Source organism: Undibacterium sp. 5I1 (genome assembly GCF_034314085.1).
Taxonomy (GTDB): Bacteria; Pseudomonadota; Gammaproteobacteria; order Burkholderiales; family Burkholderiaceae_D; genus Undibacterium.
The window spans coordinates 488,055-504,489 of record NZ_JAVIWI010000001.1 but is presented as its reverse complement, the minus strand read 5'-3'; the positions used below and the strand labels follow the sequence as shown (position 1 = coordinate 504,489).

The following is a 16,435-nucleotide window of genomic DNA, read 5'->3' as shown; positions in this document are numbered from 1 at the left end:
GTATGCAAAATCGCTACGTCTGTTTTAAGATAAAAAGACAATCTTTGTCGTAAAGATGCCAACTATGATTGACTCGCTATGAGCACATCTCCTATCACCACAACAGCATCGGCACCGAACAGGTTATTTCCTAGTAAAGACAGGCCCGTGCGCGTCATTGCCAGAAACCTAGCCGCAGACGAACTGCTACGACAACACCAACATCCGTGGGGACAAGTTACGTATGCGCTGGATGGCGTAATGCAAGTGCACGCCAAAGACAGCACCTGGTTTGTGCCTCCACTTCGCGCAATCTGGATACCAGCGAATGTGGCGCATGAGGTAAGGATTATAGAAACAGCGCGTCTGCGCGCCATCTATATTCATCAAGATGTTGCGCCGATCAAAGGCGATCAATGTGTGGTGTTAGAAGTGTCTGCGCTGATGCGGGAACTGGTCTTAAGATTGGCGGAACAAGATCCGGCTGGCCAGCGCGAAAATCATTTGGTCGCAGTATTGCTAGACGAGTTAGCAATTGCTGAAAGTCTGCCAATGAGAGTGGCGATGCCGCACGACAAACGTCTGAAAACTCTTTGCCTCACCCTGATTGATGATCCTTCATCTAATTTGACTCTAGACGATTTGGCCTGCCAGGTCGGGGCATCGGCCCGTACCCTGGCACGGCTCTTTGAGAAAGATCTGGGGATGAGTTTTGTTGCATGGCGCCAGCAAATGCGTTTGGCACGTGCGGCGCCTTTGATCGCTGGTGGAATGCCCTTATCACAAGTCGCATCAGAATTGGGTTACGCAAGTCAATCTGCATTGACTGCGATGTTTAAAAAAGCCTTTGGCCAATCACCCTCCGTTTTTTTTAAACATCCTTGATCTGTCGTATGACTGTCCCCTGCCGATAAGAAAACCAAAATAATATGGCCGCGACAGCTAAAAAATTCCAGTAATCAGAGGGGGCAAATAAAAACCAATTTTTATGCCACGCTACATGCTTGGGATCAAAACGAGCTAATCCATAAGCAGGATTAAAAACAAACCACAAGAAATCTTCTACGATCCAAAACATCATAATGCAAGCCAGCGCTCTAGCTTCTAATTTGAGCGTCCAGCGTTGCGAGAAAAAAAACGGAAAATGGAAAAACATTGAGATAAAAGGAAACACCCAAGCGTGGTAGCCCGTCATCGGACGACCGCCCCAAAAGATATCTAATAACCAGTGATGCTCTATCCGCCAAGTCGGTAAGTTGGCTGCCCAACCCGCGCCGCCTTCAATCTGGATTTCTGTCTGCGCAAAAAATAAGCCTAATAATGCGACCCAAAACAAGGTAACGATAAGAGGAACAGTTTTATGGCTTAAGTCTTCGATCTTGGTTATCCGAGCTGCGTCAGACTCAGGCTGGTTTGATTTCATTTGCGATTTCATTTGCGACATTATTGGCATCAATTGACTCTACTTTATACGGAGTTTTTAAAAACCCTTTTATGTGTTTTTACAGACCAACTCCAGCACTTGCTGCGCTGCATCGGCGCGGCCTAATACGGTCGCTTTGGCACGCATATCTGCTAGTTTTTCTGGATGCGCCAACAGATAACGGATGCGATATTCTAGCGTCACATCATCAAAAGCTTTTAGTGCAACACCCTGCTCTAACAAGTAATCGGCATTACGCTCTTCTTGCCCTGGTATCGGTGAATTGACAATCATCGGCAAGCCCATCGCCAGACATTCTGAGGTCGTTAATCCACCCGGCTTAGTCACGACCAGATCGGCACATGACATTAAACGTTCTACCTGATCAGTGAACCCTTGTGGTAATAAACGTCCGGGATAACGCGTTGCCAATCTCTGCAACTCAGCCAAAGCTGGTAAATTTTTTCCTGCTAAAACAATTAGTTGAAAATCGCTATCCAAGGCCAATAAACGTGTTGCGATCGTATCCAGACTACCCAAGCCTGCGCCGCCGCCCATTAACATAATCGTCATGCGAGCGGGATCAAGACCGAATTCTCTAGCGCATTCCACCCTATCTAAATGACTGGCAAAACTAGGCATGATCGGGATGCCAGTCACGTGGATCGTATCCGCTGCGATTCCCTGCGCCCGCATACGAAAAGCTACCTCTTCATTCGCAGCAAAATAGCCGGTCATGCGCTCATGAACCCACATTCTGTGTAAATCAAAATCTGTCACTTGTACCCAGACTGGACAATGCAAACGCTCTTTTTTAAGCAGCCTTGACAGCATTTCGGCAGGCAAAAAATGCGTACAGATAATTGCATCTGGTTTGAAATTAGCAATCTCTTTGAGCAAAGCACGTGCGTTTAAACGTTCCAACGCCCGTCGCATTTTTTCCATTGTACTGTCGGGCTGCGCCTCGTGCGAGGCCTGGTATAAATAGCCCCACAGTGTTGGTGCTTTATTGACCAGTTTGATATAAAAATCGGTATATAACTTACGAAATCCTGCCGTCATAAAATTCATCACATCCAGATGTGTTGCCACCACCTGATAGTGAGGATCAAGCGAATAAGCACGTATCGCCTCGGCAGCGCGCATATGGCCGGCACCGGCAGAAACGCTCAGGAGTAAGACCTTTTTTTGCTTCATGGTCGATACGACTTAATGGATGAAATATGGTACATGCGTTTAAGTAAAGTGTGGTGTATTGAGATTTTTTGCTTCGATCAAAATCTCATTTTGGACTATATTGATGAATCTACGTCAAAATTAATTGAATTCAGTCAATTGATATTCGCCAGCCGGACCTTGTTACGGCCCGCATTTTTTGCATCATAGCAAGCGCGGTCAATTCTGCTAAATGTCGCGGATGGATTGATATCCTGATCCAAATTGACTGTACCGACACCGATACTGACTGTCATCTCAATCTGAATATTTTCAAATTGGCAGGGAGTATTTAATACTATCAATCTCAATTGTTCTGCCATCACATAAGCATCTTCTGCGTTGGTAGCGGGCAAAATAATCACAAACTCCTCACCGCCTATACGCGCAATGATATCGCTACCTCTTCGTATGTGTTGCTGTAATAGTCCAGAAAAATGCTGTAAGCAAGCGTCACCGCCAAGGTGGCCATAGCGATCATTGACATGTTTAAAATGATCCAGATCGAGCATCAGCAATGCCAGTGTCGCTTTTTGTCGCACCGCCAAATGCCAGGCTTGTTGCCATGCCTGGTCATAACTCCGTCGATTGGATAAACCAGTCAACATGTCCGTCAGTGAGAGTCGATCTATTTCAGCACGGCTGCGGATTAAATCCACTTCCGTTGCAATCTGCTGAGCATATTCGTTAGCAGACCGGCGCAGATTTGCGATTAAATATAAAACGTAAAACGAGAGCGTCAGGCCAGTGGAGCTAAGTTCGAGTGACGGTAGAAAAAATACTAGGGCTGCAGGCAAGATCAGCGCTAGCAAACTCCATCGAGCCTGGCGTGGGTGCATGGCAAAAGCCTGACTTGCTGCAGTACTAAATGCAACGGTCGCAATCGTCGCTACCATAATCGCGCTGTCGGGACGCACTCTTAAATAACCGATCACGGCGGGTACCAGCCCCCAAACCACCGAGCCTATCTGTATTAACAACCAATGTTGGCTGATCCACTGCTTGTATTTCTCTGTGTCGGTACCTGCTACAGGAGGCAGATGCTTGTACCGCATCACCCATAAAATGAGAAAAGTGAATATCAGCAAGGCACTCAGCCAAGGCCAGCGCAAATGATAGCCAGTGATGCCCATCAGTAAAAAACAAGCGATCAGGTAAAACACTGGGCCAATTAATGCACGCCTGTAAAGGTCATTACAAATACGATCGTTTTTGTAACTTTCTAGCTCAGAGCTTTGCTTGTTTAAAGCTGATTCAATCTTGGAACCAGGGGTCTCGATCATGCTGTATCAATGTCCTATCATATTCGTGAAAAATCCATGAAAGCTAATGATTTTCCTGCTATGAACTACCTAAATAAGTTTCCCATCATACACACTCGGCTTTGGTAAAACTATGCATTCATGGCTGATCAACTAATTTTGAAATGATTAGCAGAACAGCAAATTGGCTTTGCTGATAAGTCCCCATCCCACGATTAAGCGTCTACACCGGTTTAGCTCCTGGCTACGCCTCAGGCTTAGATTGCTGTATTTTTTTATTTTTGATTAAAGAAGAAAATTTCTGATTTTTTCAAAAATCTGTCCTTGACTTAATCAGTTAACGATATATCATACAGTTTTACACTAAAGATATATCTATAAATCATGAAAAATCATCATCATACTCATTCAGAACACAATCATCACCAACGTCATGGCTCCCACGAACACCACGGACATCATAGACATGGCGAAAGACATTTTGCTCATGAGCATAACCACCCACAATATTTTGCCGGCATAGGCGATGACGCTTTTGATGACGAGGCAGGCGGTGGGCATGGTCGCTTGCGTGGTGGTGGTGGTGGAGGCGGCGGGCGTGGGCGCGGTGAACGCGCAGAGCGCGTCTTCGGTCGTGGCGATTTGCCTTTAATCGTCTTGGCATTGATAGAAATCAGCCCGCGTCACGGCTATGAAATCATCAAGGCAATTGAAGAACGTTGCGGTGGTGCTTATGCCCCAAGCCCAGGCGCGATCTACCCGACCTTAACCTTATTGGAAGAGCAGGATCAGGTCAATTCGCAAATTAATGTGTCGGTCAATTCAGCAGATAGCTCAGGTACCAGTAGCGGCGTTCCAGCGACCGGTAACAAACGTCTGTACACGATTACGGCGATTGGACGCGATTATCTTGATGCCAATCGGGCACAAGTGAATGGCGTATTGGCACGCCTAGACATGTTTGCCAAAGTCCAGGCTAAACAGTCATTACCAGAGCGAGTACATCAGGCCATGCATACCCTAAAGCATGCATTAATGCTGCGACGTGGTAGCTGGAATGCGGCCGAAGCTGACCGCGTTGCAATCTTGCTGGAACAAACGGCGAACAGCATTATTTCTGACTCAAACTCAGAAGCGGACTTAAAAATGAAAGAACAATAATATGACTCAAACACCACATCAAATTCTAAAAATACGGCACGACCTCAAACTGCGTTTATTGACGGTGTTACGCACCGAAAAACTATCGCCACACATGCTCAGAATCACGCTGACTGGCGAGGCGCTGGATGGTTTTACAACTGCGGCGCATGACGACCACATGAAATTGTTTTTCCCTGCCGTTGGAAGTGATCAACCCGCTCTGCCGCAATTACCTGGGGCTGGGCAAAATGCCAACAATAACAATACGAACGTGATCGGCAGACACTACACGCCGCGTCGCTTTGATGCTGCGAGTAAAGAGCTGGATATTGATTTTTTCTTACACGATGACGGCCCCGCATCAAACTGGGCAGCGCAAGCCAAACCCGGACAAACCGTGGGTGTCGGCGGCCCACGTGGTTCACGCGTGGTGCCAGCTGATTTTGACTGGTATTTATTGATGGGCGACGAAACTGCCTTACCCGCTATTGCCCGCCGGTTAGAAGAATTACCACCGGATGCGCAAGTAATCGTGTTGGTCGAAGTTGCAGACCTGAGCGACAAAATCACTTTAACGCAAGGCGCGCAGACACAAATTCATTGGCTACAAAGCGACGTAACTGGACAAAGCAATCAACTCTTAACCACTTTAAAAACCCTTAACTTGCCGGCGGGTGAAGGCTATGCATGGATCGCCACCGAGTTAGGCAATGTACAGGCCTTGCGTCGGTATCTTTTACAAGAAACCCGTTTAGAAAAAGCGCATATACACGCAGCCAGCTATTGGAAACGTGGTGCTAGTGAACATCACCAGACACATGATGAGTAAGCTCAATCGAGTCAAAAATTGAGTCCAGATTAAGCCAGCTCAGAAAAATTCAGCTCGATACCGACGCCAGCAGGATCAATCAAAAACAGTTGTGTTTGTTTGGTCTCTGGTACGGTTTTAACTGTGTAAGAAACGCCAAACAATTCTAGCTGTGCTTTGCTCTGCGACAAATCCTGACAAGCGAAGGCGACATGATTCAGGTATCCAGTGGTGGTACCAAGAGTCGTCCCTACTACCGCCATCGCGTCACTGTCGTTGTGAATAAATTCCGTCAACTCAGACAAATGGATCATGCAGCTATCGCCTGCATATAACCAATAACCATGCGATTGAAACGCTGGCCGGAAACCCGTTTGCAAACCCAGAACGCTGCAATAAAAATCGCGGACACGCTCCAGTAATGCAGACGGTGCTTTGATGTTGATATGGTTAAGTGCATTAATCATGATTTTTGTTGTCCGTGAAATGAGAGTATTCACCGGGAATTTCCATTAGGATTTAGGATGATGACAGCGCATTGGGTGCGCCTAATGGAAAAGCTCAGTTTAATATACTCCCCATTATTTTTATAAAATATGCTTTATTGTCCATACTTTATATGGACTATTAAAATATACACTATCCCAGTATATTAATTAATCTAAGACTAAAACAGATAATTACTCTTGAGCGCCTGGCAGATAAGCTAGCTTGGCAGGACACTGGATTCCGGCCTTCGCTGGAATGACGCCCCTGAGCAAATTCACTAAGCCAATCAATCCGCTCGCTGCAAACTCAGCACAAAGCTTACGCCTTCCGCGGTGTTTTGGGCGCTGATCGTTCCACCCATTTTTGCCATATAGGTTTTTGCGACGAACAAACCTTGACCACGATTGCCATTGGCAGCGGAATCTTGCTGATCTGAGACGCCGTACTCAAAAATCTTATCCAGCATATCGTCTGCAATATGCGGGCCGGCATTGTGGATCGTGATCGTAGCTGCGGTTTCGCTGATCTGTAAGTTGAGGGTAATCGCGCTGCCAGGCAGGCGGTACCGGTCAGCATTTCGCAGTACATGGGTCACCACATCTTCTAGTGAGTAATCATCTGCTCTGACCATAACTGCCTGATCTCCACCGATAAACTCTACTTGCTGTATGCCGACGCAAGGCGCGTTACCCGCAACGTTATGCAGAAAAGCGCTGATGTCGATACTGGTCACTTGCAATTCAGTCGATTGAAAAGCCTCACTCGGCGAGGCGTTGCCATACAGGACGCGTATCGCTTGTTGCATGCGATGAATATAGCGGCTGCTCTGGTCATCTGCCGCGCCGTGTAAAGCCATCAGTGATTGCAAAGGGGACATAATCTCGTGCCCGACCGCGTGCCACATTTGCTTCTCTTGTTCTGCGCGAATACCTTCGCGCTCAACATCTTCTTTAACCCGCCGCAACAAGTCGTGCAAACAACTTGCCAGCACGCCTAATTCATCATCACCACGTAAATCACCGAGCTCAAATTGCTGCAAACCGCCAGCACCTTTAACCGTTTTTGAAAGGGAAGCAGCGCGTTTAGTCAGCACCGTGATTTTCCGGATAATACTGATCTCCATCACCAACCAAGTGAGAAAAAGTGCCAGCAACATCGCACCGACAAACCAGGACACCCGTGTTGCAACTACCGCCAGACTTTTGCTAACACTGCGCAGATCACCCTTGAGTACAACCTCATAGGTATCTAGCGCAGTGGTGATCTGGTCGCTGCTTTCTAAAGGTGTGTCGTAGTCATCTACTGGCAAACGACGGATCAGTCGAGTCAACAAATTCCATGACTCATTCTCTTGCTCGACCTGGGCATTCAGATTCACCAGCTCTTTGCCACCGGTCAGCTTGCGTATGCGCACGGTCTCACCAGGTAGTAATTGAGTTTGTAAATCTCTTAGAGAAAACGGCGGCGTTGGTGTGCCATTCTCACTATCAAACAAAATTTCGGGTATCGAACCGGGACCTTGATCCGGCGCAAGAACGGCGATTTTGACCTTCACCTGATCTAAATCCTCAGGCGGCCAGACCGGACGTTTTTTCTCAAACAAGGCGTCTTGCCAGACAGCGATCGGCAGACGCAATGAATAGAAGGAGGTCTTGCTGCAAGTGCTGTCCTGATCATCTAGTTCAGCCTGATTGCAATTCGCATTTTGCCAAATCCAACCACGAAATTCTTTGACCGGTCGCGCGTTGGGCTTGTCTGCTTCGCTCGCCCAGAATCCAGTTAACCTTCCACTTAATCCACGTTGGCTAATCGATTTTTTGCCAGCATCCGGCATTTTTTCAAACGGAGCAATCCATTGGTAAGTTTGTCCACGCAGGCTGACGCTAACGCGCATTCTGTGTGCTTGGGCAAGGCTCTCATCACCACGCTGATGCGAGACCAGATCAGCGCTATTAAAACTACCTGCAACATAAATATAGCCGCCAGCCCAGGGATTATTCCCTATGCCTAAACAGAGCGATCCTGTCGTGCCGTATTGCACCAAACAACCGGACATCGCTACTGCTTGCTGCACCTTATTTTGATCATCAAAATCCAGCGCAGAAAATGGTAATAGCAAAGGATGCAAACCATCGCTACCCTTTTCTGCGGGTGGATTGAGTAACGCCAATTGTCCCGCCGGATGGCGCAAGGTGGATAAAATCTGCTCACGTGTTTTAGCAAAACTATGCTGATAATTTTTATAGCTGAGCTGCTTTTCTTGCTGCAAAACTGAGACTGCTAAAGCCACAGTAGCAATTGCCAGCAGTAAAAATGCCGTACGAAATAATAACCGTAGCCGGAACGGTGCCAGTGCAGAAAAGAGCGATCTCATCACTTAGCGTCCACCCAACGGAAACCGCGCATCGGTACGTTTTCTATACCTTCAAATTCAGGATCAATCTCGCGGAAGGCATCTCGGATGGTGCTGACATGTTTACGGATATTGTCACGGTTACGTCCACTTTTAACGACTTCATATAAATCGTCGTAAGACACGACTTGGCCGCGACTGGCAAATAAAGCGGCCAAAATCCGTTGTGCTGTCAGTGGCAAATTAATCCGCTGACCACGCCAGATCGGACTACGCTGACGCAAGGGGTCCATCGCTAACTCATCAACCACCTCGACTTGTTTGCCATTGTCTTTATGTTGCTTACGCTCTTTGACAGCACGCAAAATCTCCAGAAAAGTGTCGATGAAATCAACTTCTTCAAAGGTCGCCTTTTGTAAATAATCCCAGGCGTCTAAGGCTTTCATAATACTGCGATAAATCGTGGCGGGCATGGCTGACACCACCAGGACGGGCGTCGCCTGACTTTTGTTAATCACATTGATGATGGCAACACCGGCATGACGTTCGCGTCCCAGCTCGATGTCGAGCACGACCAGATCATAGGTCTCACGCGCTAGCGCGGCTTCTGCATCGTCACGACTAAACCATTGATCTACCTGAATGCCGGGCTTGGCGGATTCTATCCAGGATTTAAGTTGGTTACTGGTTGGGAGATCGTCCTCGATGACGGCTACTTTTACCATGTTCTACCTCTCTTGCTGTCTGCTGACGTATGTTGTTAGTCGATCATATTTAATCAAAATTCAATCAAAATCCAATCACATGAGTATCCACGCTTTCAGCACAAAAGTCATACCTCTGGCTGTGAGTTTTTACTCACACGGCCTTCCGTCGATTCCGCTGAAGGAGCAAGCGCTCTGGTGCGATGAAGATACTGGCACGGCTGCCTAGTTGATTCTTCCGCGCAGCTAGTCGCATGATGTGTCTCAGGGAACAGCAGCAAATAAACGCGGCGCCCACAGCAAGCTCAGTACCTATTCAGCACTCATTTAGTACAAATTTAGTACAAATTTAGTACCCATTTAGTACACAAGCCACTCACAGGAGAATGCCATGTCTGACCGTATCAAAACTATCGTGCAAGCTATCCGTTCCGCATTATCCAAGGGCGCATCCGGCGTGTTCCATACATCCGGCGGGATTGCGAATGGTGCAGGCAATGTCATCACAAGCGGTGTCAAAACACATGGCGGCAAAATCATCAAACGTTTGTTGATTCTGGCAACGATAGGCGCTACTGGTTACGTCGTCGTCAAGCATCCGCCTGCACAAACCATAGAACGTGGTGAAGTCGGCATACGGATCAACCAATTCACCGGCGTATCAGAAGAATTGCGGGCTGGCACCGCCATGGTCATCCCTGGCATTCATGAATTACGTCGCTACTCCTTACTCGATCAAATCTATCGTCCTGTGAAAAGTGCTAAGGCCAATGGTGAAGCGCCATTCCAGTCGGTAGAGGGCTTGTCACTTGGTGTTGACCTGACTGTGCGTTATGTCCTGGACCCGGCCAAATTAACCAGTATGAGCAAAAATCTACCGCGCGACATCAATGGTGAAATTGTTGAACCCGCCGTACAAGGCGTGATCTATAAAGCCTTTACCCGTTACACCGTGCGTGAAATTTTCTCTAGCAAACGTCAAGAAATCCAGCAATTAATCGAGGCCGAACTCAAGCCCAAACTGGCGGCAGATGGCATCGTTCTGCGTAGCGTGATGGTAGGCAAAGTTGATTTACCAGAAGACTATAAAGCAGGCATGGAAAAGCTGCTAGCAGAAGAGTTAGAGAGTGAAAAAATGCGCTACACCCTAGAACTAAAAAGTAAGCAGGTTCAGCAAACATCCTTAGAAGCCGATGCAGAAAAAATCCGTCGTGAAAAAAATGCAGAGGCAGCTGCCAGCGAACAAATCATTGCCGCCAAAGCGCAAGAAGAAGCGATGAAGCATGTACTGCCATTTAAGCAAAAACAAATCGAACAAAGACAGTTAGAGGCCGAAGCAGAAAAAATCTCTCGCATCAAAACCTCTGAAGGGACAGCGCAAGCCCGTATTATCGAAGCCTCCGGCGAAGCAGATTCACGCCGTAAACTAGCGGATGCAGAAGCCTATCGTCAAGATCTGGTCGGTAAAGTCGCCAGTGCACAGTTAGAGCGAGATGGCGCGTTGCTGACGAAACATCCATTACTGATACAAAAAACCATGGCGGATAAATTGTCCGACAAAATTTCCGTCATCATCGCGCCGCCGCCTGCAGATGGCGGCTTTATCGGATCGGCCTTATTGGGTATCGGTAAAAATCAGCAAGCGCACTTACAGACGACAACACCGACCAACACGACAGAAGAAAGCCAATAATCATGTTAGCTACTGCCATCACTTTAATCGCGATTGTGACCCAGGATCAGGCGCAGTTGCGCGCCTCACCGAAAGATAGCGGACAACAGCAAGCCGTATTATGGCAAGGCGATAGTCTGGAAATCCGCGGTGAAAAACTCGATTACTTGCAAGTCTATGATCACCGCCGCGAACGCGCAGGTTATATCAAAGCCAGTCAAGTCAGAATGGTATCGATGAAGCCAGACGACGCACCAGAATTATTGTCTGTCGTCCGGTTTTTACGTGATACGCCAGGTGCAGAGGCATTGGGTATTGCCTATACCGCGGCCTTTTTAAAAGCAGCACCAGCACAGACGATTAATGCAGAAGCTTTTGATGCGCTGGGTGGAATGGCAGAGCGTCTGGCACGACGTGCATCGAACAAAGCGCTTGGTGCAACAATCAAACCAAATGAGGCGCAAATTTCTGCCCACTTAGAGGTCGCCGCTTATTACGGCGTTAATCTCAAAGGTGTAGAACGTGATGGCCGTATCCAACTTTGCTATGACGGCGAAGCCTTCCGCCGCGTACTGGCAATGAGTGCAAATCAAACGCAAAAAGCCACTGCAGCGCTGGCGCTGACACGTGCTGATTGCATCGATCCGGTGATGCGTCCAACCGAGCGCAATAGTCTTGATCTATGGCGCGCCGACGTACTGGATCGTGTTGATATCAGCGAGTTGCCAGAGTATATGAAAAATCGTATTCATATGCGCCGTGCCGGTGTCTGGTCCAGCATCGCTTTCCAACATCAACGTAAAGGCGATAACAGCCAACCGGCAGCGACCCGCGCATTGACAGAATTAGCCGCCGTGAACAAGAGCGAAATGAGTGACGACGATCTGAATAGTTATGCCGATGCAGGCGTACGTACAGGCAGTATGCGTTGGGCGGCGGAGCCGACACCGGTAGCGGCACCGACCAGTACTCAGACAGATGGAAAAAGCCTGCATATCGTCACAACTGCTGGCCAACCCGGCGAGACTTGTGTTGCCTTGGTCGATGCAAAGCATGACGTAAAAGCACCGCTGGTACAGCGCTGTACTTATAGTCTGGTATGGACCGCATCAGCACGGCCGAACGCACAAGCTACTGCGCTGACTTTGGCGGTGCAACCGATGGATACCTGGCGCGAAATGTGGCTATTCCACCAGACCGGCAAGGACTGGGTGATTGACGTACTGCCACCAGCCAATAGCGACCCCGATCTGGGTTATGCAGAGTTTGCCGGCTGGGTACCTGGCACGACAAAAATACTGGTCGCACGCGAAGCCAGAATCGATGGTCGCTACAAACGCAGTTTTGAATTAATCAGTATGGAGTCTTTACAAACAGAAAAATCGGCAGATAAGCCAAGCTCTTTAAGTCTGTTTTATCGCTGGCAAGATCCGGTATGGAAAAAGCAGACGATTAGTTTGCGGTGATGGAATGAGTTTTAAGAGTTCACGATCCCTGCAAAACAAGGATCGTGATTTCATCAAATCGATTACTGGAACAAGCCATCCTCATGCGCCACACTTGCTGATGCCGGAAATTGTACGCAGAACTTGCTACCGACATTCGGCGTAGATTCGATCACCAGATGGCCTTTATGGCGCAGCAATACATGCTTCACAATGGCTAGGCCAAGACCGGTGCCCTGGGTCTCGCGGGAACGGCTTTTATCGACACGATAAAAACGCTCGGTCAGCCGGGAGATGTGGTCGTTGCTGATACCGATACCATTATCTTGCACGATAAATTTCTGACCCTGACCGTTGGTTTGATTTTTCCAGATCAGTTTGATTTCGCCATTTTCTGGCGTATAGCGAATGGCATTGGTGACTAAGTTGGTTAGCGCGCTACGGATTTCATCATTGCTGCCTAATAAATCCGAGCCATTAAATTCCAGACTAATATGATGCCGTCCGGCAGATAAGGCATGTGCTTCTTTTAAGATTTGTTCCAGCATCGCGCGCATGTCAATGCGCTCCGGGCGCATAGGATAATCGATCGATTCCAGACGGGTTAAGGTCAACATATCCTCAACCAGACGCTGCATGCGTTCGCCCTGCTCTGCCATCAATTTAAGATGTGACATGCGGATGCTGGAATCCAGATCCGGCTGCATAGAGGCAATCTCCAGAAAGCCGTTAATCACGGTCAGCGGTGTACGCAATTCGTGCGAGGCGTTGGCGATAAAATCGCGCCGCATCATGTCGATACGTTCGGACTCCGTCACATCATGCGTGACCAAAATTTGCCGGCGATTTTCAAACGGGATAATGTGGACGATCAGCTTGCGCTCGCGGAAAGACAAGGTCAGCGGCGAGTCATAGCGACCCAAAATGATGTAGTCCATAAACTCCGGGCTGCGTACCAGATTGGTAATTCGCATCCCTTTATCTTGTCGCAGACTCAGACCAAGATGGCTCTCCGCCGCGGGATTACACCATTCCAAAAATAGTACGTCGTCCATGATGACCACACCATCCGGCAACAAAGTCATGGCTTGGCGAAAGCGCGCCAGCCACTCTGCCAGTTCAGCCTGGTTTTTTTCATCGCCACGGCGCAGGCGATACAAACGAGAAAATACGTCAGTCCATGCACCCCAGCCATCGGGCAGCCGAACCGTATTTGGGTTGTCCAGCCAGTCAGAGAGTCGCAGTAAATAAAATAACTGGATACCAATCAAACCTATCATTCCAGCCAGACCGAGCAACAAGCCAGGCACTGCCCCCCAGAAAAACCAGCCGACCGCGGCGGTCAATAAAACGACGATCATACGCACTATGGCGGAAATCCAGAATACGAGATGAGGATGCATTAAATGGTCTAAATAAGATGCTAAATAAGATGCAAAGCGAGATGCAAAATCAATTACTGAATCATCTACTAAAAATCGAGAACTACGCTGGAGAAACGGCGTCAATCAGATAATAACGCCTATGATAAATAATATACTCCATACCTGTATATATTAGTTGTCCAAGTAAAACCGAGACAATACGGCAGTTTTTAAAAATTTTATGGGGAGTATATGAGTTATTTAGTCTATTGCCAGAATATCGAGATTGCTGCTTCTAAAGCACACTACAGTTTTGACTATCGCTCTGACTATAGCCCTGACTATTTTTCTGACAGCATATAACCGACGCTACGTACCGTTTTTATCAAGGACTCGGCCTCTTTCAATACTTTACGCAAACGCAGTACATGCACATCGACAGTACGCTCTTCAATCACGACATGGTCGCCCCAGACTTTGTCGAGTAATTGGCTACGGGAAAAAACGCGTTCCGGATGCGCCATAAAAAACTTTAGCAGCTTATATTCTGCATGCCCGATATCGACTTTTTGCTCATCAATTTTGACCGTGCAACTTACCGGATCGAGTATCACTGGGCCCGCAGCCAATGCGCTTTGTGCATGTTCTGGACTCTTACGACGCAACAAGGCTTTGATACGGGCAGTCAGCTCACGCGGAGAAAACGGTTTAGTGACGTAGTCATCTGCGCCATGATCCAGGCCAGCAATTTTGTCTTCTTCCATGCTTTTGGCGGTCAACATGATGACCGGCATCTCATTGAAGTTGCGGTCAGCACGAATTTTAGACAACAGTCGCAAACCGCTCTGGTCAGGCAGCATCCAATCCAACAAAATCAACTGTGGTGTTCTGCGTTGAATAAATTCCCATGCTTCTGCCGTGTTATTTACAGCAAAGGTATTCCAGCCAGCAGCACGGAGTGTAAAAGTAACCAGCTCGACAATCGCTGGTTCGTCTTCCACAATGAGGATTGTTGTCTTATCAGCAGCCATAATTTAGATTAGTTATTTTGCTCTTGTTTGGTCGCTACATAGTCGGAATGGCGGATGTCTTTGCCTTCGATAATATAGATCACGTGCTCAGCGATATTTTTAGAATGATCACCAATACGTTCAATCGCTTTGGCAACCCACAGGGCATCCAGCGAGGATGAAATCGTGCTTGGGTCTTCCATCATGAAGGTAATCAGATTACGCATGATGGAACGGAAATCGTTATCCACAATCGCATCTTGGGCAATCAGGCGTACTGCCTGCTCGCCATCCAGACGGGCAAAGCAATCCAATGCCTGATGCAACATTTCACCTACGCCACTGGCCAACACACGCACGGTCTCGTAACCACTGAAGATGGCAACGGATTTACGATTGGCCGCAGCATCTCTGGCAATCCGTGCGATCTTGGTCGATTCATCGCCAATTCGCTCCAGATCCGTGATCACTTTGCCAGTCGCCATGACAGTGCGCAGATCGTTCGCAGCAGGCTGGCGCTTGACGATGAGGTGGCTGCACATATCATCCAGCAATACCTCAAGGCGATTCACTTCCAGATCAGATTTGATTACCAGTTCTGCCTGATCTGCATTACCAGTACGGAAGCACGACATCGCATCATGGAAATGGTTTTCAACCAAACCGCCCATCATCAAGACCTTGGAACGTATCGTTTCCAGATCATTGTCGTATTGTTTTGAAGAATGTTCACCTATCACGGTCTACTCCTAAATTTGCAATTTCTTACTTAGTTTTTAACTTAGTTTTTTACTTTATATCCACGCGTGCAGTTAGCCGAAACGACCCGTGATGTAATCCTGTGTTTCTTTTTTGACCGGGTTCATAAATATCTGATCGGTCTCACTAAATTCCACCAATTCGCCCAAATACATATACGCCGTGTAATCAGAGCAACGCGCTGCTTGCTGCATGTTGTGCGTCACAATCGCGATGGTGTAATCCTGCTTTAACTCATGAATTAATTCTTCAATCTTGACGGTAGAAATCGGGTCCAGCGCCGAGGTTGGTTCGTCCAGCAACAAGACTTCTGGCTTCACTGATACGCCGCGTGCGATGCACAAACGTTGTTGCTGACCACCAGATAAACTCAGACCGCTCTTATTGAGCTTGTCTTTAACTTCGGTCCACAATGCTGCTTTTTTCAATGCCCATTCAACCCGTTCATCCATCTCACCTTTGGACAAATTTTCATACAAGCGAACACCGAATGCGATGTTGTCATACACCGACATCGGGAACGGTGTCGGCTTCTGAAACACCATACCAACTTTGGCGCGCAAAAGATTGATGTCTTGATCGGCATCTAAAATATTCTTACCGTTGTACATAATCTTGCCTTCGGCACGCTGGCCTGGATACAGATCGTACATACGGTTTAAAGTGCGCAATAAAGTCGATTTACCGCAACCAGAAGGACCGATAAATGCAGTCACTTTTTTGTCATGGATATTCAAATTAATATCACGCAAACTACGTGTCGCACCGTAGAAAAAATTCAATCCGGAAATTTCTATCGACATTTTCAT

At 47.7% G+C, this 16,435-nt stretch carries 16 protein-coding genes; 6 read left to right on the top strand and 10 right to left on the bottom strand.

Features of this window, described 5'->3' with window-relative positions; translation table 11 throughout:
- The first annotated feature begins 78 nt into the window (after positions 1-78).
- Positions 79-864, top strand: coding sequence for a helix-turn-helix transcriptional regulator (locus RGU72_RS02140; protein ID WP_322118160.1), 786 nt, complete (start codon positions 79-81; stop codon positions 862-864).
- Here RGU72_RS02140 and RGU72_RS02135 read toward each other — a convergent pair.
- The 3 genes from RGU72_RS02135 to RGU72_RS02125 all read right to left on the bottom strand — a co-directional run bounded on the left by RGU72_RS02135 (position 851) and on the right by RGU72_RS02125 (position 3,900).
- Entirely contained in the window at positions 851-1,402 is a 552-nt protein-coding gene (locus RGU72_RS02135; protein ID WP_322118159.1) for a hypothetical protein, read from the bottom strand. The two genes, RGU72_RS02140 and RGU72_RS02135, sit on opposite strands and share 14 nt — an antisense overlap.
- A 69-nt stretch (positions 1,403-1,471) precedes the next feature.
- Complete coding sequence (locus tag RGU72_RS02130) at positions 1,472-2,599, bottom strand: MGDG synthase family glycosyltransferase (protein WP_322118158.1); 1,128 nt, start codon at positions 2,597-2,599, stop codon at positions 1,472-1,474.
- Between the two features lie 134 nt (positions 2,600-2,733).
- Positions 2,734-3,900: a GGDEF domain-containing protein gene (locus RGU72_RS02125; RefSeq protein WP_322118157.1), complete on the bottom strand. Its 1,167-nt coding sequence runs from the start codon at positions 3,898-3,900 to the stop codon at positions 2,734-2,736.
- Between the two features lie 363 nt (positions 3,901-4,263).
- On the opposite strand from RGU72_RS02125, the gene RGU72_RS02120 reads away from it, so the two are divergent.
- Together RGU72_RS02120 and RGU72_RS02115 are read left to right on the top strand one after the other, a co-directional pair.
- Positions 4,264-5,040: a PadR family transcriptional regulator gene (locus RGU72_RS02120; protein WP_322118156.1), complete on the top strand. Its 777-nt coding sequence runs from the start codon at positions 4,264-4,266 to the stop codon at positions 5,038-5,040.
- A 1-nt stretch (position 5,041) separates the two neighbouring features.
- Positions 5,042-5,851, top strand: a complete 810-nt coding sequence (locus RGU72_RS02115) for a siderophore-interacting protein (RefSeq protein ID WP_322118155.1) — start codon at positions 5,042-5,044, stop codon at positions 5,849-5,851.
- A 29-nt stretch (positions 5,852-5,880) separates the two neighbouring features.
- On the opposite strand, the gene RGU72_RS02110 is transcribed toward RGU72_RS02115, so the two are convergent.
- The 3 genes from RGU72_RS02110 to RGU72_RS02100 all read right to left on the bottom strand — a co-directional run bounded on the left by RGU72_RS02110 (position 5,881) and on the right by RGU72_RS02100 (position 9,397).
- The gene (locus RGU72_RS02110) at positions 5,881-6,297 is read right to left on the bottom strand and encodes a diguanylate cyclase (RefSeq protein WP_322118154.1); all 417 of its coding nucleotides are present in this window, start codon (positions 6,295-6,297) and stop codon (positions 5,881-5,883) included.
- A gap of 308 nt (positions 6,298-6,605) precedes the next feature.
- Positions 6,606-8,693, bottom strand: coding sequence for an ATP-binding protein (locus RGU72_RS02105; protein ID WP_322121544.1), 2,088 nt, complete (start codon positions 8,691-8,693; stop codon positions 6,606-6,608).
- Complete coding sequence (locus RGU72_RS02100) at positions 8,693-9,397, bottom strand: response regulator transcription factor (RefSeq protein ID WP_322118153.1); 705 nt, start codon at positions 9,395-9,397, stop codon at positions 8,693-8,695. Before RGU72_RS02100 ends, RGU72_RS02105 begins: the two co-directional genes overlap by 1 nt.
- 79 nt (positions 9,398-9,476) lie before the next feature.
- Between RGU72_RS02100 and RGU72_RS02095 the strand changes: the two genes are divergently transcribed.
- The 3 genes from RGU72_RS02095 (at position 9,477) to RGU72_RS02085 (ending at position 12,514) form a co-directional block, all read left to right on the top strand.
- The gene (locus RGU72_RS02095) at positions 9,477-9,605 is read left to right on the top strand and encodes a hypothetical protein (protein WP_322118152.1); all 129 of its coding nucleotides are present in this window, start codon (positions 9,477-9,479) and stop codon (positions 9,603-9,605) included.
- 162 nt (positions 9,606-9,767) lie between these two features.
- Positions 9,768-11,069, top strand: coding sequence for a prohibitin family protein (locus tag RGU72_RS02090; RefSeq protein ID WP_322118151.1), 1,302 nt, complete (start codon positions 9,768-9,770; stop codon positions 11,067-11,069).
- A 2-nt stretch (positions 11,070-11,071) separates the two neighbouring features.
- On the top strand, positions 11,072-12,514 hold the full coding sequence (locus RGU72_RS02085) for a hypothetical protein (RefSeq protein WP_322118150.1): 1,443 nt from the start codon (positions 11,072-11,074) through the stop codon (positions 12,512-12,514).
- Positions 12,515-12,576: 62 nt separating this feature from the next.
- Here RGU72_RS02085 and phoR read toward each other — a convergent pair whose 3' ends face one another.
- The 4 genes from phoR to pstB all read right to left on the bottom strand — a co-directional run bounded on the left by phoR (position 12,577) and on the right by pstB (position 16,435).
- Entirely contained in the window at positions 12,577-13,896 is a 1,320-nt protein-coding gene (phoR, locus tag RGU72_RS02080; RefSeq protein WP_322118149.1) for a phosphate regulon sensor histidine kinase PhoR, read from the bottom strand.
- A gap of 302 nt (positions 13,897-14,198) precedes the next feature.
- On the bottom strand, positions 14,199-14,888 hold the full coding sequence (gene phoB, locus RGU72_RS02075) for a phosphate regulon transcriptional regulator PhoB (RefSeq protein ID WP_322118148.1): 690 nt from the start codon (positions 14,886-14,888) through the stop codon (positions 14,199-14,201).
- 8 nt (positions 14,889-14,896) lie between these two features.
- Positions 14,897-15,607 carry a phosphate signaling complex protein PhoU gene (gene phoU / locus RGU72_RS02070; protein ID WP_322118147.1) on the bottom strand — a complete coding sequence of 237 codons (711 nt, stop codon included), beginning with the start codon at positions 15,605-15,607 and terminating at the stop codon, positions 14,897-14,899.
- Positions 15,608-15,679: 72 nt separating this feature from the next.
- Positions 15,680-16,435, bottom strand: coding sequence for a phosphate ABC transporter ATP-binding protein PstB (pstB, locus tag RGU72_RS02065; RefSeq protein ID WP_416200146.1), 756 nt, complete (start codon positions 16,433-16,435; stop codon positions 15,680-15,682).